The 19,735-nt window shown below is 67.2% G+C and carries 17 protein-coding genes; 8 read left to right on the top strand and 9 right to left on the bottom strand.

The features are described from left to right. Positions 1-5 precede the first annotated feature (5 nt). From Pma05_RS33135 to Pma05_RS33105, 7 genes are read right to left on the bottom strand one after another with little or no spacing between them, the layout of a single operon-like run. Positions 6-803 carry a creatininase family protein gene (locus Pma05_RS33135; RefSeq protein ID WP_203861454.1) on the bottom strand — a complete coding sequence of 266 codons (798 nt, stop codon included), beginning with the start codon at positions 801-803 and terminating at the stop codon, positions 6-8. Then, on the bottom strand, positions 800-1,591 hold the full coding sequence (locus Pma05_RS33130; protein ID WP_203861453.1) for a class I SAM-dependent methyltransferase: 792 nt from the start codon (positions 1,589-1,591) through the stop codon (positions 800-802). The genes Pma05_RS33135 and Pma05_RS33130 overlap by 4 nt, the downstream gene beginning before the upstream one ends. Continuing rightward, on the bottom strand, positions 1,588-2,253 hold the full coding sequence (locus tag Pma05_RS33125; RefSeq protein WP_203861452.1) for an HAD family hydrolase: 666 nt from the start codon (positions 2,251-2,253) through the stop codon (positions 1,588-1,590). The genes Pma05_RS33130 and Pma05_RS33125 overlap by 4 nt, the downstream gene beginning before the upstream one ends. Then, on the bottom strand, positions 2,243-2,740 hold the full coding sequence (locus tag Pma05_RS33120) for a hypothetical protein (protein WP_203861451.1): 498 nt from the start codon (positions 2,738-2,740) through the stop codon (positions 2,243-2,245). The genes Pma05_RS33125 and Pma05_RS33120 overlap by 11 nt, the downstream gene beginning before the upstream one ends. Further along, entirely contained in the window at positions 2,740-3,792 is a 1,053-nt protein-coding gene (locus Pma05_RS33115) for an enolase C-terminal domain-like protein (protein ID WP_203861450.1), read from the bottom strand. Before Pma05_RS33115 ends, Pma05_RS33120 begins: the two co-directional genes overlap by 1 nt. Continuing rightward, positions 3,789-5,936: a phosphoketolase family protein gene (locus Pma05_RS33110; RefSeq protein WP_203861449.1), complete on the bottom strand. Its 2,148-nt coding sequence runs from the start codon at positions 5,934-5,936 to the stop codon at positions 3,789-3,791. Before Pma05_RS33110 ends, Pma05_RS33115 begins: the two co-directional genes overlap by 4 nt. Beyond that, on the bottom strand, positions 5,933-7,054 hold the full coding sequence (locus Pma05_RS33105; RefSeq protein WP_203861448.1) for a hypothetical protein: 1,122 nt from the start codon (positions 7,052-7,054) through the stop codon (positions 5,933-5,935). Before Pma05_RS33105 ends, Pma05_RS33110 begins: the two co-directional genes overlap by 4 nt. Before the next feature lie 395 nt (positions 7,055-7,449). Here Pma05_RS33105 and Pma05_RS33100 point away from each other — a divergent pair, with 395 nt between their 5' ends. The 8 genes from Pma05_RS33100 (at position 7,450) to Pma05_RS43035 (ending at position 15,912) form a co-directional block, all read left to right on the top strand. Continuing rightward, a complete protein-coding gene (locus Pma05_RS33100; protein ID WP_239313628.1) occupies positions 7,450-8,082 on the top strand; it encodes a GOLPH3/VPS74 family protein in 633 nt (210 codons plus the stop codon). A gap of 46 nt (positions 8,083-8,128) precedes the next feature. After that, entirely contained in the window at positions 8,129-9,649 is a 1,521-nt protein-coding gene (locus tag Pma05_RS33095; protein ID WP_203861447.1) for an APC family permease, read from the top strand. Between the two features lie 5 nt (positions 9,650-9,654). After that, a complete protein-coding gene (locus Pma05_RS33090; RefSeq protein WP_203861521.1) occupies positions 9,655-10,302 on the top strand; it encodes a GNAT family N-acetyltransferase in 648 nt (215 codons plus the stop codon). Continuing rightward, on the top strand, positions 10,299-10,889 hold the full coding sequence (locus Pma05_RS33085) for a hypothetical protein (protein WP_203861446.1): 591 nt from the start codon (positions 10,299-10,301) through the stop codon (positions 10,887-10,889). The genes Pma05_RS33090 and Pma05_RS33085 overlap by 4 nt, the downstream gene beginning before the upstream one ends. A 41-nt stretch (positions 10,890-10,930) precedes the next feature. Beyond that, positions 10,931-11,743 carry an SAM-dependent methyltransferase gene (locus Pma05_RS33080; protein WP_203861445.1) on the top strand — a complete coding sequence of 271 codons (813 nt, stop codon included), beginning with the start codon at positions 10,931-10,933 and terminating at the stop codon, positions 11,741-11,743. Positions 11,744-11,814: 71 nt separating this feature from the next. Continuing rightward, a complete protein-coding gene (locus Pma05_RS33075) occupies positions 11,815-12,489 on the top strand; it encodes a hypothetical protein (RefSeq protein ID WP_203861444.1) in 675 nt (224 codons plus the stop codon). Between the two features lie 199 nt (positions 12,490-12,688). Next, a complete protein-coding gene (locus Pma05_RS33070) occupies positions 12,689-13,648 on the top strand; it encodes an FAD-dependent oxidoreductase (RefSeq protein WP_203861443.1) in 960 nt (319 codons plus the stop codon). A 473-nt stretch (positions 13,649-14,121) separates the two neighbouring features. Further along, entirely contained in the window at positions 14,122-15,912 is a 1,791-nt protein-coding gene (locus tag Pma05_RS43035; protein WP_239313625.1) for a S9 family peptidase, read from the top strand. Here Pma05_RS43035 and Pma05_RS33060 read toward each other — a convergent pair. Both Pma05_RS33060 and Pma05_RS33055 read right to left on the bottom strand, forming a co-directional pair. Next, a complete protein-coding gene (locus Pma05_RS33060; protein ID WP_203861442.1) occupies positions 15,899-17,194 on the bottom strand; it encodes a helix-turn-helix domain-containing protein in 1,296 nt (431 codons plus the stop codon). The genes Pma05_RS43035 and Pma05_RS33060 overlap by 14 nt on opposite strands. 383 nt (positions 17,195-17,577) lie before the next feature. Continuing rightward, the gene (locus Pma05_RS33055; RefSeq protein ID WP_203861441.1) at positions 17,578-18,585 is read right to left on the bottom strand and encodes a hypothetical protein; all 1,008 of its coding nucleotides are present in this window, start codon (positions 18,583-18,585) and stop codon (positions 17,578-17,580) included. Between the last annotated feature and the right edge of the window lie 1,150 nt (positions 18,586-19,735).

The following is a 19,735-nucleotide window of genomic DNA, read 5'->3' as shown; positions in this document are numbered from 1 at the left end:
AGGGGTCACAGTCCGGACGGTAGCGGCTTTGCCTTGGTCAGGCGCATGATGACATCGGGGCACTGGTCGAGGGCACTGGAGACGATCTGCTCGCCGAGTTCGGCGGTTGCGCGACGGGGGTCTCCGCCGATGATCCCGAGCCGGCTTATGGACGGGTCGTACGAGTCCCAGGGCCAGGCGGTGCCTCGGTCGAGAATGAACCGGTGAATGTTATCGGCTTGGGCCGGGTCGGGGGCGTGGTCGTCGGGTAGCCGGTCCAGCCGTACGTCCTGTGAGGACAGGGTCAGCATCATCGAGGTTTCCCGGAGCCCCGCGTGGATATCCGGCAATTCACTGTCAGGTCGGAAGGTCGCCATGGAGCTGGGGTGCAGGACGCAGACGTTGACCCGATGTCGTTGACGCAACTCGTAGACGACGGCTTCGAGGATGCCGCGGTTTCCGCCATGCCCGTTCACGATGAGCAGGTTGCGGGCCGCGGTGGCGCGAATGTACTCGCCGGACACGGCGTCCAGGAGGTTCGTCAAGACCGAGAGAGGCAGAGTGATCGTGCCGGGCGCCCAGGCGTGCTCGGGCGATAGCCCGTACGGAATCGCTGGCAACGCCCATAGGTCATGGCTGTCGCCGTAGCGTTGGATCAGGCGGTTGGTGAACCGCTCCGCGATCACGGTGTCTGTCGACAGCGGCAGGTGTGGCCCGTGCTGCTCGTATGAGCCGATGGGCAGGCAGAGTACCGATGTCTCTGTGATCGCGGTGCGGATCTCGTCGGTGGCCAGCTGACCGAGTTGCCGGCCGGACCGGGTCATGACCGGCTCCGGCGGCCGATGCGGATGAGGAACTCGTTGTCTTCTTCGAAGATGTCGTTGTCACTGAACCTGGCAAGGGTTCGCTGGATGGCTGTCTCGAACTCCTTCAGTCGGTCGCCGAACAGCTGGGGCGCGGCGAACGAGGTGGAGTAGAGATATCCGAGGATGCTTTCGGTCGACCAGGTTCGATGTACTGGCACCCGCAGTTCTTCGACGTCGTTGAAGGTGGACTCGTGCATGATCTCGCTGTACGGGCGGTCGTGATGGCGGAATACACCGCCGCCAGCACGGCGTTCTTCACCCAGGAAGTCCTGGATGACGCTGCGGACGGCGGACTTCCAGGGGCTGCCTGCCGCCCAGAAGCTGCTGTCCCCGAAGATCGCGACAGCGCCGTCGGGAGCGACCTGGTTGTCCAGGCGATGTAGCACTCCAGCCTGGTCGAGCCAGTGGAACGCGCGACAGATGGTCACAAGGTCGGCCTGCCAGCCACTCGGCGGAGTGAAGTCCTCGGCCGCGCAACTCTGCAACACCATCCGGGTTCCGGCCGGGACCTGTGGTCTGATAGCCGCCTCCGCTGCGGCCAACATGTCGGCGTCGGTGTCGATGGCGATGATGTAGTCAAACTGCGTCAGCAACGCCTCGACCACCAGGCCGGTGCCGGTTCCCACATCGAGCAGGCGCCTTGCCTGGCGCTCGGGCGTTGCCCCTGCCAGGATTTCTGCGACCTCGGCAGGAATCCCCGGGCGGTACCGGCGGTAATGGTTAACCGTTCCGGCGAACGTACTCATTGGGGTCTCCTCATGCACAGGTTGTGAACATGTTCGACGGCAGCTCCGAGATCAGGTGCCGTCAGCACGTTCGACCTAACGAGCCGGTCTGTATCGGGCATCGTGCGACCGCCGGAAATCCAGACAGCGCGTGCCCCGGCACGGACAGCCCCGATGATGTCACACTCCCAGTGATCCCCAATATGCACAATCTCGCGGCTCTTCACGCCCCGCTGCGAGGCCACCGTCTCGAACGCACGACGGTCAGGCTTGGCGTACCCGATCCGGCAGGACGGAAAGTGGTCCACCACCCAAGGGCCCAACATTGATCTCAAGCCGTCGAGGTCCGCTTCGACGCAGGCGACGTTCGACAGGGTCACCACCGGGAGCAACGCGCTGATCTGCTCAAGCGCTTGGGTCGCTCCGGTGAACAGCCGTAGCGGTGCGGCGGTCGTGTCGCGGGGAAACTCCGCCATCGGTATTCGCAGGGCCGCGCACACCTCGGCGACGAGTTGATCGGTGATCGACGGCGCGGTGTGCAACCGGTGCCGAAGCACCCGCACGGCGTCGCGGGCGTCCAGGGGAGAAGCGGCCACGAGCGCGGCGGTGATCCCGGGACGGTCGGCTATGCCCAGTGTGCCGCCCACGTCCACCGTGACGAGCGCTGGTGAGTCAGCAGCCATCCGGACGCTCATTCCTTGGTCGCGCCGTTCCGCCGGCCCGCCGCGCTGCACGTTCGGCCACCGGGGGCAGTGCGGCAACAATCGCGGCGATGCGGACCTGCCGAATGTCGTTCGTGGTTGCCTCTTCCAAGAAGGTCAGCGCGTAGCGCAGTTCGGCGTCGTCGAGATGGTCGAGCACCCGCTGGTGTCGGTGCGCTGCGGCCGTCAGGTCGGCGGGTATCGCACGCCGTCGGACGCCGTGCGGTAGATGCAGCAGCCCAGCCCAGGTGGCTTTAAGGTCGGTGAACGTCCCCGGGGCAACAGGGCGCAGTACCGTCACGTCGTCCAGCGTGATGATCCGAACGGCGATTCGCCGGTCGCCGAGTTGAAGCACACCGGTGAGGAACGTGTCGTGGCCGCTGAGCCGCTCGGCGAGTACGAACTGTGAAGTGCCCTCGGCGTGGCTGACCGATCCGGCCACCGCCACGCTCCCTGCGGTGGCGGGCATCAGCGCCTCCTGGGCGTGAGGCCAAGGCCTGGTGCCTCGGGCACGAGCGCTCGACCGGCGTCGCACTGGATTGGGTCGACGAACAGGGTTTGCCGCCGCGGTTCCCACTGCACCTGGTACTCAACCGCGGCGACAGCGTCGGGGAACGCGGCGGCCAGGTGCACAGCAGGGACGAGAGACCGTCCGTGCGGGTACACCGGTACGCCGATGGCCATCGCTTGCCTCACCATGGACAACGCGGCGGTGAGACCACCACAGCCGACCACGTCGGGAGTGAACGCCCTCAGCGCCGGCAGGCCCAACAACGGCATGGGATCGTCGCCCAGATGCAGACGCTCTCCGAGTGCCAAGGGCGGGCGTGGCGTGGCCAGCGCTCCGTATCGCGCCATGTCGTACGCGTTCAGCGGTTCCTCCAGCCAGACCAGCCCGGCGGGGTCCACCAACTCGCCGAAACGCAGCATCAGCGCGTCATCCCACGACCACAGGGCATCGAAGGCAGCTGGCGCGCCCACGGTTTCGCTGACCTGTCGGACGATCAGCGCCAGCCGTTTCGCGTCGGCCTCGACATCCAGTTGCGGGTCAGGTCGCAAGCTCCATTTGGTGAACCACCATCCCTGGCCGGCGACGCGCCGAACCATCCGCGCACTGAAGCCGGCGCCGAGGTCGAGGCGCAGCCACGAGGCGTATGCCGGAACAGCAGATTGGTCACCAGACGATCCGAGAAGTACGGAAACCGGCCTTTCTTCCATCCGGCCATGAAGATCCCAGACCGCGCAGTCGAGAGCACCGATAGCCCATGAGGCCAGCGTCCCGAGCGGCGCGCCCAGAGCACGGTGTAGCCGAATCAGCAGATTGTCGTGGTCGACGACGGGCACACCGATCGCGAATGGCGCGACGCAGGTGTCGAGCAGAATCGCGACCGGGCCGCTCACTGGCCCATACCAGCCGGTGTGACCGGCAGCGCGTACGGCAATGAGGTAGGCGTCGTCGCCGGGCATCACCAGATCCGAGCAATCGACGGTCTCGATGCTCTCTATCCGTGGCCGACTCACGCCGGGACTCCGTCCACAGGTCGGCGCGGGGTGGACAGGGGCATAGGCGCGCCACCGGCTTGTCCGCCCGCCGCCGACGCGAGTTGGCCGGCTCCGGCGGCCCGGTTTGTCGCCAGCAGGCGTTCCGCCGCCGCGCATAGCCCGGCGACGTTCATCCCAGCCGCTTCCGCCAGCCGGTGCTGTGGCATCGGGCCGTCCGGTTCGCACCACCCGATCACTTCCACCGGGCGGTGCAGCCGATCCTCGATCAGACCCCAGACAGCCGCAGGGTGGCCGAGCGTTGCGATGACCAGTGGCGCGGTAGGTCCGAAGTACCGCTGCAACTCGGCGTCCGACAGACCCGACGGCCAGGTCGCCGGGTTCCCGAGGACGGTCAGATCCTGCACGGCAACAACTCGGACCCGGAGGCCGTGGCGCAGTCTGAGGGACAGCGCCGTGGTGCAGGCGGTCGTTGCCGGCAGGTCCCCTGCGGCCAGGAGAACGATTTCTGGCTCGCCCTCGTCGCTGGCGTGTGGCCAGACCGCCAGGCCGCGACTGCACTCCTGTTCGAGGGTGTCCAATGGCTGCTGGTCAGTCGGATGCTTGCCCGCGAGAATCACGTTGAGCTGACCGGTCGAGCCGAGCACGCGGTCGAGGGCTATCGCGAGCCGGCTCGGATCCGCCGGAGTCAGCACCCGGACCGACGGATCTCGGATCGCGAGCAGGGCCGTGACCAGCGACGGATCGCCGTGAGTGTACGTGTTGTGCCAGCCGTACGAGGTGAGGAGCAGGTTCAGGCTGGGCACTCGCTCCGACGGGACTACGAGTCGACGTTGCTTGAGGAACTGGACAAGGCCGGTCAGCAGAAGCGGCGCGAAGGCCTCGTACGAGATGAGCAGCCCGCGCCGGCCCGTGGCGGTCCAGCCGCCGAGCCAGCCCAGCAGCACCTCTTCCGCGAGAACCTCGGTGGCCCAGGGTTCTTCGGCAAGATCCCCGAGCCGATTCGATGCCAGCTCGTCGGGACTGAACAGATGGAAATCCCCGTCCCTGGCGTGCTTTCGGAGCACCGGGGCCACCGCGTCGGCGAAGCTGCCGTACCGGCGAGCGGGTGGACGGCCGCCGGTTGCGTGATGTGACGCCGTCCGTCGTGCCTGCCCACGCCGGCTTACGACCTGGACGGCTTCGGCCAGCGCGCCCGTCGCGGCTCCGCCGCTGGTGAAGAGCTCGGCCGGGCGGTACGAGGCGAGCCAGCACCGAAGCGCGGCCAACTGGTCCGGGTGCCGTCGGGGATCGACAAGAGGCGTCTTGTGGGTGCGTGGAGTGCCCAAGAGTTGATGTCCCGCCAGCTTCATCGGTCCGCTCCATCCCTTGGGGCATCTGAGGAAGATCACCGTGGGAAGCTGCTTCCTGGTCGCGTTGACCGCCGAGACGAGCGTCGTGTGAAAGCTCAGGTGTTCCCCTGCCTCGGCCGCGTTGACGTGGACGACGTTGGACCGCCAGCCCAGCCCGGTCGCGTACGCCTGCAGCGCGTCATCGTCCATGGCTCCGAGCAGGGACCGGTTCCCCATGCGGAAGCCGTTGACGTGGATGACGGGCAACACCTGGGTACGGTCGGCCAGTGCGCGGCCGGCCAGCCACGCCGCGGCCGTTGCGGGCGTCTCACACTCACCATCACCGAGCAGGGGAACCACGATCCGGTCCGGGGCGTCGAGCGCCGCGCCCTGCGCGAAGGCGAACGCGCCGCCGATCTGTCCGCCGAGGTACCAGCCGCCCGGGAGGGAGGGCGACACCTCGGCACCGAGCCCGTCGAGATCGGGAAACGCGGCGACGAGCCGGGAGAGGCCGTCGACGTCCGTGCTGAAGCGGGGCCGGACTGCGGCGAGGTCCCCGGTGAGCCACGCCATCGCGACCTGGGCGACGCCGGCGTGGCCGGCACCGATGACGGGCACGAGGTCTGTGTCGCCGCCTGTGCCCGCCAGCGCTACGTGGCTCAGCACGAACGCCGCGCCCGGCACCGTGCCCCAGTGTCCGGACGGGTGCTTTTTGACCTGCTCCGGAACCAGCGGTCCGGTCAGCAGCGGATTCGACTTCAGGTGGAGTTGCGCCACGCTCACGTATGTGACAGCGCGCCACAGGGCATCCGCCCGCCGTACGAGGTCGTTCATCGGGCGGTCCTCGGTATCCTGGTGTCGACCAGCGTTTCGCGGTCGAAGGTGAAGTACCACAACGGCCGATAGCATTCCCACGCCGCTGGGCGGAGACCTGTCGGCCCGATAACTGCCTCTATAGCTCGGCGCGCCCTCAGGTAGAACTCCAGGTCTGCCGCCCCTGGTGATCGCAGTCCGGCCATGATCGAGTTGTGTGCCTGGTAGACCTGGAAGTTCGGAAAGTCTGTGATGTGCCTCGTAAGATCCGTAACCCCGGTGACCAGGTCGGTCAACGGATCGAGGCCGACGATGTAGGTGTACGACGTATCCAGGCCGGCGCGGCGTGCTTGGGCGAGCAGGTTGGGCATCTCCGCCGAGGGCAGTTCCGCCTTGCTCGCCTTAAGTAGCAGGTCACGTCGGGTGAAGCACTCGGCCGTCAGCCGAAGTACGAACGGCGACACGCCGGCAGCCAGTTGCTGGAAGGCACCGAGGCTGCGGATGACGGAGGTCAGGAAGCCGATCCGAGCGGTGATTCCGTGCCGTGTGAGTGCGGCCCGCAGCCCGAGCAGATGCTGTACCGCAGCAGGCTCACGTTCGAAGCAGCCGGTCGAAACCGTTACCTCCCGTAACTCTGTGAGGTCTCGGCGGGGGTGCTGCTCGACCAACGCCGCAAGGAGTTCGTCCAGCGCCCGGTCCTCGGCGAGCCGGGGATCGGCTGCGGCCTCCAGAGTGTTGGGACAGAACGCGCATCCGGTGCAGCGGCTACGGGCATTCGGGTTGAGGGTCGCGGCACGCCCATCGTCGCGGTAGTAGCCACCCACGGCCTCGTCGGCGTCGATCCCCTCGACGTGCGCGACGAGCTTTCCCTGAAGCGTGAGGTTCCCCTCGTGCAGCGTGAACGGCGAGACATCGGCGTTGAGCGGCACGATCACCTGCCACGACACCTGCGGATGCCTGGCGAGCCGGACGGAGAGCCGAGCGCGATGCCGGCCCTGGTCTGACGAGATTCCGTACAGATTGATGGCAATCAGGAGAACGTCCTCGACCGGCACAGAGTGTCGCAACGCGGATCGTTCGAGCTGCTCAACGGTGATGAGTGTGCCATCGGTCCGCCTGAGATTGGGGGTGACCGACACGGTCTCTCCTTCGTCCGCGTGTTTGAGCCGGGCTGTCTGATGCGGCTCGTTCTGCCGAGCAACGCAGGTCTACCAATTCACTCGAAGCGCGGCGACGCGCACAACGTTCCACATGCGGACAGCTGTCTTGTCCGCATGCTGTGGACGGCGCAGAACCTTCCCACAGACGTCGTCTTCGCTCGTTGATCTGGGCACCGCGTGCGGCGATGCGGACAAGCGGGCGGTCCGCATGCGCGGTCTCGACCCACGCGGCCTCACCCGCGATCGTCTGTCATGTACGACATCGGATAGACAAATCCCCCGGGAAGAATCGGCGTACCGCGACGCCGCTCCTGAGCGGCGGAATGGTGGACGCAGTCGTTCCTGATACGGCCAGATCAGGCAAGGGAGGTGACATGATGCGGCTTGCCGACGATTTCTGGCGCCTTTCCCATCATGACGTTTCGGGTAAGCCTCGCTTGAACGGGCGAGCGGCCGGGCTCGGGCTGGCGGCAGCGTTGTTGGCCGAGCTGATGTGGGCCGGAAAGATCGACGTACGCGACGGGACGCTCTGGGTGGTGGACAAGCGGCCGCCGGCCGACGTCCTCGAGCACACCGTCCTGGAGCAACTCCTTGCCGAGCCACAGCACACCACCGTACGGATCTGGCTCGACTTCCTTGCCAAAGATGCCGTCGAACAGGTCGCACAGCGGTTGTGGCGTGCAGGGCACCTCCGGAAGGAGACATCGTGGCGGCTGCTTCGACCGGCCGGCGTGCGGTGGGTGCCGGTCGACTGGAACGCCGCACACTGGCCGACAGCCCGGCTCTCGATTCACCTTCGCGACCGCACCCCGATGAAACCCGCCGATGCGTTCCTCGCCAGCCTTGCTGCGGCGACAGGCTTTGACGAGGACTTGTTGGAGGACGCACCCGCCGCCGGCCGCGAGTACCTGCGTTACCTCACCGCCACTGCGGCGCCGCCGCTACGTGAACTCCTCGTTCGTACAGAAGCTGCTGTCGGGGAGTCGGTGCTCTCCTACCGCTCGTGATCCAGCCCGGTGGCTTACCCCTCGCCCGTGAATAGGAGGCTCCCACATGTCGCCATCCGCTCCGCCGGGTCGTACGAGCCCGGTAACGGCCACACTGGCGGAGAACCGTCTCGGTGTGCCGGCTGTGCTCTTCTTTGTGCTGTCTGCGGCGACCCCGTTTACCGTGGTGGCGGGGGTCATCACGACCGGGTTCGCCACGACCGGCCTGACGGGCATCCCCTTCGCCTTTTTGCTCGTGGGGTTGCTGCTTGGCCTGTTCTCGGTCGGGTACGTGTCGATGGCCCGGCACGTGGCCAACGCCGGGGCGTTCTACTCCTACATCGCCCAAGGAATTGGCCGTCCGGCCGGTGTCGGCGCGGCGTGGGTGGCGTTGCTGGCGTACAACGCGTTGCAGGTCGGTTTGTACGGCGCGATCGGTGCGGCGACTCAACCCCTGCTGTACCAGTGGTTCGGTATCACCCCGTACTGGTGGGTCATCGCGTTGGTGGCGTGGGCGGTCACCGCGACGCTCGGGGTGCGGCGGATCGATCTGAACGGTCATGTGCTCGCTGTGCTGTTGCTTGCCGAGGTCGCCGTCATCATGGTCTACAACGTCGGTAGCCTGGCGCATCCCGCTGACGGCCGGTACAGCTACGAGGCTCTCGATCCGGGGAATCTGCTCGGTCCGGGTGTCGGCGCGATCCTGATTCTGGCCGTGCTCGGCAGTGTCGGCTTCGAGGCCGCGGTCGTCTTTTCTGAGGAGTCCCGGGACCCGCGGCGTACCGTCCGCACCGCCACGTACCTGTCGGTAGCGGTAATCGCGGTCCTGTACGCGCTGTCCGGGTGGGCGATGACCGTCGCTGCCGGTTCCGACCGGATCGTCGAGGTCGCCCGCGTGCAGGGGACGGAGGTTGTCTTCAACCAGGCTGGCGCGTACCTCGGCAACACGTTGGTCGAGATCGGGCACGTCCTGTTCGCCACGAGCCTCGTCGCGGCGATGATCGCGTTCCACAACACCACCGCCCGCTACATGTTCGCCCTCGGCCGGGAGCGCGTCCTTCCCGCCGGATTTGGCCGCGCCGACCGGGTTAGTGGCGCGCCCCGGACCGCTTCGCTCTGGCAGAGCGCCGTCGGCCTGACGGTGATTGTCGCCTACGCGGTCGGCGACGGGGACCCGCTCATCCATCTCTTCTACTGGGCCGGCACCTCCGGCGGCCTCGGCGTGTTGTTCCTGATCGCCGCCACCAGCGTGGCCGTCGTCGCGTTCTTCGGCCGCTACCCCCACGGCGAAAGCGTGTGGCGGCGTCTCATCGCCCCCACGGTCGCGACCCTCGCCTTGACCGTGGTGGTCGTCCTCGCCGTCGGCAATGTCGCCGCACTTCTCGGCGTCTCTGACGCTCACCCCATCGCCTGGGCGGTTCCCACCGGCTACCTCGCCGCCGCCGTCGGCGGCACCGCTTGGGGACTGATCCTGAAACGGACCCGTCCGGACGTGTACGCCACGATCGGCCTCGGCGCCCGCAGCGTCGCCGCCTCCACTCTCTACACGCCCGGACATGTCTCTGCCGGTCGGGAGGCGGCCCGGTGACCCGGCTGCCGCCGGTCGTGAAGGCTGACTACCACGACAAGGACGCCGTCGCCGCACTGATCGCCGATGCGTTCCAACCGCTGGGTCCCGTCGCGTGGCTCGTGCCCGACCCCGGCCAGCGCCGGCCGATCCTGACCGCGAACTTCCGCATCCTTGTCGAACACGCCTTCTTCTTCGGCGTCGTTCACATCCTCAAGGACCGCAGCGCCGTCGCGGTGTGGTTCGACCGAACCCGACCGGTACCCCCGCCGGTGGACTACACCCGGCGACTCGCGGCCGCCTGCGAACCGTACACCGACCGGTTCGACCTCCTCGACAAGCTGTTCGACATCCACCACCCGACCGAGCCGCACCACCACCTGGCGTTCCTCGCCGTCACACCCGACAGGCAGTGCACCGGCCGCGGCACCGCACTTTTGCGACACCACCACGAGACCCTCGACCGCGACGACGTGCCCGCCTACGTCGAGGCGAGCAGCACCGGAAGCCGCGACCTCTACGCCAGACAGGGCTACCACCAGCGCGAACGCTTCCGCCTGCCCGACGGCAGCACCTTTTACCCGATGTGGCGACCCGCTGGCGAGCACCACCGCCGCGGCACTGCTGAGGACGCCGGGCTGGGCGGGCGTCCGTCGAAGGATCGGTTGCGGTGACCGTCCCACTCACGATCTCGCTGTTGAACTACGAGGCCGGCGGACTCAGGGCCGATGGTTCCTACGACCTTGCCCCACTGGTCCGCGCGTTCCTCGACGACCCCACCCCGGACCTGATCATGCTCTGCGAGGCCGAGTTCTGGCACGCCTGCGGTAAGCGACCATTCCACGCTGCGATGAAGGACCTCGGCGTGCTGACCGGCCGCCCGTACGTCGGCGGGCTGTTCACCGGACCTCTGGGTACCGCCGTCATCTACGACCCGATCGTGCTCTGCCTCGACGCCGGCGCATCAGCTGCACCCTCCACGTCCATACCGGAACCCCAACCGGCGCCAGCCACACCAAGACGAACCGGCAATAGGACACCGATACGAATGCCAGCCAGCACTACCCAGCCAACTCGGCATACGACAGCGGAGGTCAACCCTCCCGAATACCCGATCGACCAGGGCCAGTTCCTCTCCGGAATCGCCTACTACGCCCGCCCCGCCCGGAAGCGCGGACGGCAGCAACGCCCACGACGACCGGCTTGTCCCGCCACCGCATCTCGTCACCCGGCAATCCCGACGCGGGACACCCACGAATGACCACCACGAACCGCCGCAGCCCCGTGAACCCCGCTCCAGCCATGCATCAGGAACGCCCACCCGTCGACACGTCCCGACCCAACCCCGCCAGACGCTACGACTACTGGCTCGGCGGCAAGGACAACGTCGCCGCCGACCGCCAGTCCGCCGACCAGATCGCCCAAGTTTTCCCCCAGATCCGCACCGCCGTCCGGGAGAACCGACGCTTCCTCCACCGGGTGGTCGGATTCCTCACCGCCGAGGCCGGCATCCACCAGTTTCTTGATATCGGCACCGGCCTCCCCGCCAGCCCGAACGTCCACCAGGTCGCCCAGAATATCGCCCCCGCCGCCCGAATCGTGTACGTGGACAACGATCCGATGGTCGTCACCCACGCCCGCGCACGGACGACCAGCACCCCACAAGGCGCCACCGCCTACGCCCACGCCGACCTGCGCAGCCCCCAAACCATCCTGACCGACCCCGCCATCCACGCCACCCTCGACCTGACCCGACCGGTCGGTCTGCTCCTCGTCGCCGTCCTGCACTTTCTCGACGACCACGACAACCCACACGAGGCCGTAACCCAGCTCATCGAAGCCCTGCCGCCCGGCAGCTACCTGGCGATCTCCCACGCCTCGCTCGACCGACTACCGGTGCACACCGCCGGACAACTCGCCGCGCTCACCGCCACCGGCGCACACGGCTCCTTCCACCCCCGCACCCGGGACGAGATCACCGCGTTCCTGCACGACCTGGAACCCGTCGACCCTGGTCTCGTTCCGATCACTCAGTGGCACCCCCAACGCGCGCCGAAACCCGAAACAAGTACCGAAGAGACCGCGATCTACGGCGCCGTAGCCCGCCTGCCCTGACACAGCGGCGGCCCGACACCCCTCGACAGCTGCCGCCCGAACCGTCCCCTCCCAGCCCAAGGACCACCAGCATGCCCTCGACAACCAGAGCGCTACCCGACAACCAGGAGATCCGCCACGCGGCCCTGTCCGCCGAACTCGCCCGACGACGAGCGGAAGCCGCATGGAACCAACTCGCCACCGCCTACAGCCCCAACCACGCACGCAGCCAGGACGCGTGCGAGATGCTCAGGTTCGCCGCCCAACACCTCCACCACGTCCGCGAACTCCTCACCCACCCCCAACGCGCACGCCTGCGCGTACTCGCACCCGCCGCAGCCGGCGTCCTCACGGCGAGCCTCACGGGCGTCCTCGACGCCCTGGCACCCGCCGCCGCGGTGATCGTCGGCTGCGCCGTCGGCAGTGGCACCGTCATCACCACCCGGCAACTCGTTGAGGCCCGACACGAAGCCCGGCTCGCGGCCATCCCCGCCGTGCCGCCGTACACCCCCACCGTTCTGTACCCACCAGTCAGCATCGGTCGATTCAAAGACCACATCCGCGCAGCGGAACGACACTTCCAGGCAACCGTCGAACTCACCACCCGCCTCCGCGCCGTCCTGCCCCTCTCACCAGCCACCGAACCGGAAACGGAGGCCAACCGCCGGATCTACGGGGCGGGAATGCACGCCGTATTCGCCGAACAGTGGTTGACCGATGCCGCACCCGAAATCCACCAACACCTGGCTCACGCCGAATCGTTGTAGCGAAAGGGACGACGGCGCCATGGCCAATTCACCGGAGCCCTGTTGGGTTAATCTTGATCATCAAACCCGCAACACCGTGCTACTTGACGCCCTCGCCCAAGCACTACGGCGACGTAGGCGCAGCCAGGCCGACGTCGACCTGCCGCCGGAGCTGGAGAACACGCTCGCGCGTCAGTCGGCCTGACACTACGCTCGATGGGTGAGCCGCAGCGGCCTCGACGCTCTCGTCATCGGCGCTGGCGTCTCCGGCCTCACCACCGCCGTTCGCCTGGCCGAAGCCGGACTGCGGGTCACGATCTGGGCGGCCGAGCCACCCGAGCGGACCAACTCGTACGCGGCCGGGGCGATGTGGGGCACATACCATGCCGAACCCGTCGACCGGGTAGGCGTCTGGAGCGCCCAGACCCTCGAAGTCCTGCGACAGCTCGCCGCCGACCCGCAGACCGGGGTGCGACTCGTCCCCGGACTCGAAGCCTCTCGCGAACCCGCTGATCCGCCCGAGTGGGGGAACCAACTCGACGGATTCCGGATGTGCGAGGCAAGTGAACTGCCGTACGGATTCGCCACCGGGTGGCGGTACACAGCTCCACTGGTCGACATGCCGGTCTACCTCGGCTACCTGCGAGGGCGGCTGGAGGAGGCAGGCGGTGGGATCGAGATCCGCCGGATCGACTCGTTCAACGAGGCGGCCGGCTTCGCCTCGGTCGTCGTCAACTGTGCAGGGATGGGGGCCCGCGACCTCGTGCCCGACCTCGACCTGACGCCGATCCGCGGACAGCTCGTCGTGGTCGAGAACCCTGGCATCACCGAATTCTTCTCTGAAGACACCGGCCCCTCGCCGGACCTGCTGCACTTCTACCCGCAGGGCGAAACCCTGGTCCTCGGCGGTACCGCCCAACCCGGCGAGTGGAGCCGAGAACCGGATCTGGACATCGCCGCCATCATCGTCGCCCGCTGCGCCGACATCGAACCGCGCCTCCGTGATGCCCGGGTCATCGAGCACCGGGTCGGCCTACGTCCCACCCGGCCGTGCGTCCGCCTCGAAGAGCAACGGCTTGCGGGCACGCGCCTGATCCACAACTACGGCCACGGCGGAGCAGGACTCTCCCTTTCTGCTGGCTGCGCCGCAGAGGTGCACACGAGAATTGTCCAAGGGTAGATACCAAACGGTTCAGGAGACTTCGCGGTGTGGCGGTGGCGGACGTCGATGGATATCCGGCGAGGACGAGCGGAGTTCCATTGGCCGCAAAATGCCGGGCGTACCGGCGAACGGTCGGCAGGTGCTATCGCCGGGGCCAGAGATGACGACTGAAATCGCCGACGCACATACTCACGTCGCGATCTCCGGTGCGCGCTTCGTTCGGTCGTGGGCGAGTCCATCCCTGGGCCCGTGTTCCCGGCTCTGCCTGCCAACCCAGCAGACCGGCCGAGTGCTCACGGAGCGGAAGCAGTCGACTCCACCAGGCCAGCATTGGCCGGCTGCTGCGGCCGCTGGTCCGGCGAGAGCAGCTGGCGGTACCTGTGGACTGGGCATCCCGGGCAGAGGACTCCGGGGATGTTCGGCGACGAGACGGTTCAGCCGTTTCGGCCCGGATGTGCTGTGATCGAGAGGTGGGCGAGAGGACTGAATCGGTGCTCGAGGGCATCGGCGTTGAGACGGTAGCTGTCGATCCACGCTCTGCGGAGGTCGGCGCCAACTTCGACTGGTTGACGAGTGTCGGTGCCAGGCTGAGCTGGGTCGAGACCCAGCCGTCGACGGGCCGAGCCATTGCGGTGCTCTCGGCCTCCACCGGACTCACCGGCTACAGCGTGCCCGGGGGGAGCGTGGGCAGTTCGCTGCACGCGTACGGCGGTATGCCACACCTCTTCGCGCCGTCGGGCGCGTTGGTGGCGGTCGACGCTGCCACCGGCCGACTGATTACTCCGTTCGGGCATACCGGCGACGACGGGTTCACATACGGCGACCTCGCCGGCTGCGGCGATGAAATGCTCGCCGTTCGTGAACACGAGCGTGGCGATCAGCTCGTTGCCCTCGATCGGGCCTCAGGCGAGCTGCGGGTGCTACTAACCACAGATGGCTTCCTCGCATCGCCGCGCTTTCATGAGGGTCGCCTGGCGTGGACGCGATGGACCAACGACGTGATGCCCTGGGACTCCTGCGAGATCTGGATCGCCAACTACACCCCTGGCCAGGACCTGAGCCGGCCACGGCGCCTGGCCGGCGGTCCCACGGAGTCTGCGATCCAACCGTGCTGGGGGATCGATGGAACCTTGTATTTCATGTCGGATCGCTCTGGCTGGTGGAATCTGTACCGTTGGCGTAACGGCCCCGTTGAAGCGGTGGCGCCGATGTCGGCCGAGTGCGCGACGGCGCCCTGGGAGTCCGGCTATACCAACTTCGCCCTACTCCCGGCCGGACAAGTCGTCATGACGGTGCAATCCGGGCCAGAGCAGCAACTGTTGGTCGTCGAACGCGACGGCGCGAGTCGAGTCATCCAGACGCCCTATACCTCGACCAAGCCCTATATCGCGGCGACGGGGAACAGGGTCGCGTTTATCGGCGCGTCACCGACGCGGGCGCCGGAGATCGCTGTAGCCACGACGGATGGCAGTGACAAGATCGAGATCATCAGACGCTCGACCACTCGGGTCGAGGAGCCTGCCGCGTCGACTCCCGAGCTGCACCGCGTTTCGACCGGTGGCGGTACGACGATCACCGTGCTGCTCTATCCTCCCTCGCCCGTTGAGGGTAGGTTGCCGCCGTTGATAGTCCGCCCACATGCCGGCCCGACCTATCACAGCGAGTTTCGACTGGATCGTGAGGTGCAGTTTTTTACCAGTCGCGGTTTTGCGGTCGCCGAAGTCGACTACCGGGGCAGCACGGGCTACGGCCGCACCTTTCGGAAGGCGCTTGACGGGAACTGGGGCCGCTTCGATGTAGAGGATTGTCGCAACGCTGCCCTGCATCTCATCGCGTCCGGGCGGGTCTGCCCGGACGCGGTGTTCATCTCCGGGGCGAGCGCGGGCGGCTACACCGCATTGAAAGCGGTTTGCGAAGACGGTCCGTTCGCCCTCGCGGTCGCCCGTTCGGCGATCATCGATCCGGAACGGTGGCGGACGACCGCGCCACGGTTCCAGCGTCCGCATGCGACGATCCTGGCGTCGGCGACATCGCCGGTAGTCGCAGCAGCGGTGCGGCAGCAAGTGCTGCTGGTACATGGGGCTGCCGACCAGGTTGCGCCGGTCGATGACGCTGATGAGCTGGCGACGGCCCTGCGACAACGCGGGCTGCTCGCCGGCCTGGTGCGGTTCGACGGAGTGGGCCACTATCTGTCGGGATCCGCGCAGCAGGTCGCCCTCGATGCGGAACTGGCTACCTACCGGAAGGCGTTGCTGGATCTGGGGATTGTCATGCCGGCATGATCAGCGGCTGCAGGGCCGCGTGGGCGTAGTCGGCGACCTCGCGCACCTCGGTCAGGTCGGCATGCGGCTGCAGTTCGGCGAGCACGAGCACGATGCGATGGGTGGTGCGGAACGACGCTAGGCCGGCGGCGTGGTCGATGGCGCGGCGTGCGGTGGCGCATGCCCGATCCAGTTGGCCAGCGCGCGCGAGCGCCGCAGCCTGTAGCGCGGTGTCAATGCTGATGCGCCGTGCCCGGTCCGGCGGTAGCAGTCGCAGGGCACTGCCGGCTTCGCGGTGTGCGAGTTCGTAGAGGCCCAGGTCGAAGAAGCAGTGGGCCTTCTCGTCAGCGAGGTCGGCCTCACCGAAGTAGCCGATCCACTCGGGTTCGTCGGCGGGGCGGCTGCGCCCGAGGTCCGCCTCGGCCTGCCGTAGTGCGGCGGTGCAGGCGGCTTCGTCGCCGCAGCGAGCGTGAGCGCGGGCGAGTACGGTGCGGAGTGCGGCCCGGACAGCGGGGGTGGCATGCTTTTCCGTACCGTGGAGCCCGGCCGTAGCCAGCCGTAGCGCTTGAGCCGGGTCGCCGCAATGCAATGCCAGGTGGGCCAGGCTGACCGCGACGAGGTAGCCGCCGTAGAGATGGTTACCGGACTGGGTTGTGAGGTCGAGGGCGCGCAGGTAATGCTGCTGTGCGAGTCCGTCGACTCCCAGGTCGATCGCCTCGTAGCCGGCGAGTTCGAGCATACCGGTGGCGATCTGCGGTGCCGCGGTGCAGAGGCTTGGCAGCTTGCCGTGCAGCGCTGCTGCCAGCGTTGGGTAGGTCACGCCGGCGCCATGCACATGGTCCTGGCTGCGCAGCTGCTCCAGCATCGCTGCGGCGCCGGTTACGGTGTCATCGTCGGGGGATGAACATCGGCCGTTCGACGGTTTGGCCAGTAGCCAGTCCAGGACCGGGCGATCAGTGGCGGCACTACGGAACACGGTTGACCGCGCCTCGCCGTCTCGGTTCGAACGCAGCAGTCGTTCACGCTCGATCAGCGGCAGCAGCCGGGTCAGGGAGCCGCGACCGTTGAGTAACTGGTCGCAGCGTTCGATGATCTCGTGTGACGGGATCCGCTCGGCCGTCTCGATCTTGCGGACGAGGTCACGGTGGACGAAGATCCGTGCGCCGAGTTCAGCTTGCGATAGATCGCAAGCTGTACGTAGATGGCGGATCCGGGCGCCGACGTAGTCCAGCACGGAGCGCGCCGGCACCAGTGATTTCGGAGCCTGTCCCACGTGTTCGGCCGTCCTCACGACATCGCCCACAGCAACCGAGCAAGTGCTGATTGTCGCCGAAATCGCCGCAACAGGCAAGATCCGGACCTATGTTCGCCTCCCTGCTCGCGTGGCGCCGACGATTGACGGGATCCATCGGACGGTACGACTGTCCGCATGGGCGGCATCGACGTGAGCCGCCGAGTTGGGCGATCGCCGTAATATTGCCCCGGCCGGACGCGACATGAGACTCCGTCCGGCCGGGTAGCCCTCCTGTGGGCCGGTATGTCCATGTGTCGACGTCTGTCGTTTCGGTGCGCGCGACTCGCGGCTATGAGAGTAAGCCGCTGGACCTCCCTTCGATCAGGTGAGCACGCCGCATCTCGTCGCCACTCGACGAGGATTGATTGCGACGGCGATACCGTGTGCGGCGGTCAGGCGGGTGGCCATAGTTCCCAGCTACCATGCCGACCGTTGCGGACGACAGCATCCGGGAACTGCGCCTTCGCCTCGGCCAGCTTCGCCATGACCTCGTCGATCGCGCCAGCTTTGATGACCGCCAGCGGCTTGGGGCGGACGACGGGCTGGCGCGGCTTCGGCGGGTCTGCGGCGAAGATGGCCTTCAATGTCGGTGGCAGCATCGCGGCCCACTGCTCCCCGTCGAAGTCGGGCAGGGCGAACGATCCTCCCCAGACATGTTCAATCTGGTAGGCGGTGCAGGCGTAGCAGCGTGCCCACCATCCAGGCATCATCCTGGCGATCGTTTCAGCCTGAGAGCCCGGCTCCGGCTTTCCCCGGAACAGGCACAGCGACAACGCGTACGAATGCCACTGTGAGGGCGCCTGGCACTCCGAGCACATCGCGGCACAGTCGACCGGACGCATCGCCAGCAGAGCGTTGTACCGCTTGCGCTGTTTGCTCTCGTGCAGCCCGCGCAGCATCGGGTGCCGCCAGACGCTCATGTGGGAGCTCAAGTTCATCTCGCGGCGCTGTGCAGGGAAGAAGCCGTTGCGGTCGACAACGTCCTCTGGGTCGCCGAGCTGCTCGCGCATCGTGACGGCAACCGCGCGCTGTTGCTCCATACGCTGCTCGGCCATGTCCCGCTGCACTGTGGTGGCTGGCCGCTCCAACACGTGGCCGAAGAACGCCGCATCGGCCTCGGCGGCCAGCATCCGCAGCCGCATGCTCTCGCGATCCCTGTCGTACCGCACAGCGGCAAGCGCCTCCCGCTCGCGACGCTGTTCCTCCATCCGGCGGTCGAAGTCCTCCATGCATGCCTTCGCCGCCGCGTCGGGATCGAATCCGGGAGGATCTTTCGCCCCGTTGTCCCACTCGCCGAGCACCGCCCACTGGCGCTCGTGCTCCTTGTCCCGTCGGCCTTCCTCCCACCAGTCCCACTCCCGCTCGATGTGGTCCTTGGCAAGATCGGCCAGCTCCCGCAACAGGTCGCTGGCGCTGCTTCGCCCCCCAGGCTTCCGCGTCCAGACCACCCCGTTGGGCGCCTGAGCCGTCAAAGCTTCGGTCTTCGCTGAATGGACTGCCACGTTGCGCCTCCCAGATGGCTCCCGCCGCCATGGTGGCCGGGCGGCTTCCCGAACAAGCGCTATCAGCGCCAGGCGAACGTTCGGCGGACACGGCGTCCGAGTAACACGAGCATCGTCCGGCGTGTGGGGACGGATGAGACATCACAGTCAAGGGTGGAGCTGGTTCCAGGATTTTCGTGGATCTAGATCTAGATTCTGACGACAGCGGCGTACAGGAGCTGAGTAGTTGCCGCCAGGCACGCAGCGACGAACCTGAGAGTCTTAGCCGGCTCCTCGTTGAGAAAGTCCAGCAGGCCCGGCTCATCCCTTGTGGCGTCGGCAGCGCGGACCCGGCGCGGCTCGAACCCGCCCGGTCCGCATACCTGCCCAGCAGGTCATACAGCGGGTCCGGCCCAGGGCGGCCACAACGGCGGCAGTGGCGAGTTGCCTGCCGTGTCATTGACCAGGCTGCTGTGACGTACCCAAACCCACCGCCACCCGCAGTCGAGAACGGGTTCACTCCGGTTGACCCGATGGTTGGTGTGGTGAGTCTGATGCCGTCCGCTGTGCACATTGCTGGGCACGTTGGTGGGTAACTCATCGTGTTGCTTGAAGGCGATCTGCCGAGGCCGCGCCGGAGCGTTCGTTAGAACCGCCGCGTCGGTGCGCTGGACGCCATCCAGATCTCTGACTCGTGGACCTGCTTCGGCTCGCCGCCAATGCATGGTCGGGCGCGGAGCCGCCAGGCGTTGTGGCTGGCGGTCCGAGCTCACCGTCTCGGTATCGATGATCTTCGCGCGTGTGCGCAGTGTGTGCTCCTGTGCAGCGATCAACGGTGGGTAACGTTGAGCGATCATGCTCGCCGGTGACGGTCGGTCGGCGAAGCCGTGATCACGTGCGGTCGGTGTGCGATCCGCTGGTGGCGGTGCCAGCGCTGACCACCCGTGTGGCTCCCTGCGGTACGCTGACAGCCGCCGCCAGCTAGCCTGGATCATGACGCCCTCGTAGCTCAGGGGATAGAGCAACGGTTTCCTAAACCGTGTGTCGCAGGTTCGAATCCTGCCGGGGG

The sequence above is a fragment of the Plantactinospora mayteni genome (assembly GCF_016862935.1).
Lineage (GTDB): Bacteria > Actinomycetota > Actinomycetes > Mycobacteriales > Micromonosporaceae > Plantactinospora > Plantactinospora mayteni.
The sequence above is the reverse complement of the archived record's forward strand: the minus strand, read 5'-3'. Positions and strand labels throughout refer to the sequence as shown.

Bases quoted from the DNA above. Each gene is read 5' to 3' on its own strand.
- Pma05_RS33080 (WP_203861445.1), top strand. From the start codon at position 10,931: ATGCATCAGGAACGCCCACCCGTCGACACGTCCCGACCCAACCCCGCC.
- Pma05_RS33075 (WP_203861444.1), top strand. From the start codon at position 11,815: ATGCCCTCGACAACCAGAGCGCTACCCGACAACCAGGAGATCCGCCAC.
- Pma05_RS33110 (WP_203861449.1), bottom strand. From the start codon at position 5,936: ATGAACGACCTCGTACGGCGGGCGGATGCCCTGTGGCGCGCTGTCACA.
- Pma05_RS33125 (WP_203861452.1), bottom strand. From the start codon at position 2,253: ATGGCTGCTGACTCACCAGCGCTCGTCACGGTGGACGTGGGCGGCACA.
- Pma05_RS33100 (WP_239313628.1), top strand. From the start codon at position 7,450: ATGATGCGGCTTGCCGACGATTTCTGGCGCCTTTCCCATCATGACGTT.
- Pma05_RS33120 (WP_203861451.1), bottom strand. From the start codon at position 2,740: ATGCCCGCCACCGCAGGGAGCGTGGCGGTGGCCGGATCGGTCAGCCAC.
- Pma05_RS33135 (WP_203861454.1), bottom strand. From the start codon at position 803: ATGACCCGGTCCGGCCGGCAACTCGGTCAGCTGGCCACCGACGAGATC.
- Pma05_RS33095 (WP_203861447.1), top strand. From the start codon at position 8,129: ATGTCGCCATCCGCTCCGCCGGGTCGTACGAGCCCGGTAACGGCCACA.
- Pma05_RS33130 (WP_203861453.1), bottom strand. From the start codon at position 1,591: ATGAGTACGTTCGCCGGAACGGTTAACCATTACCGCCGGTACCGCCCG.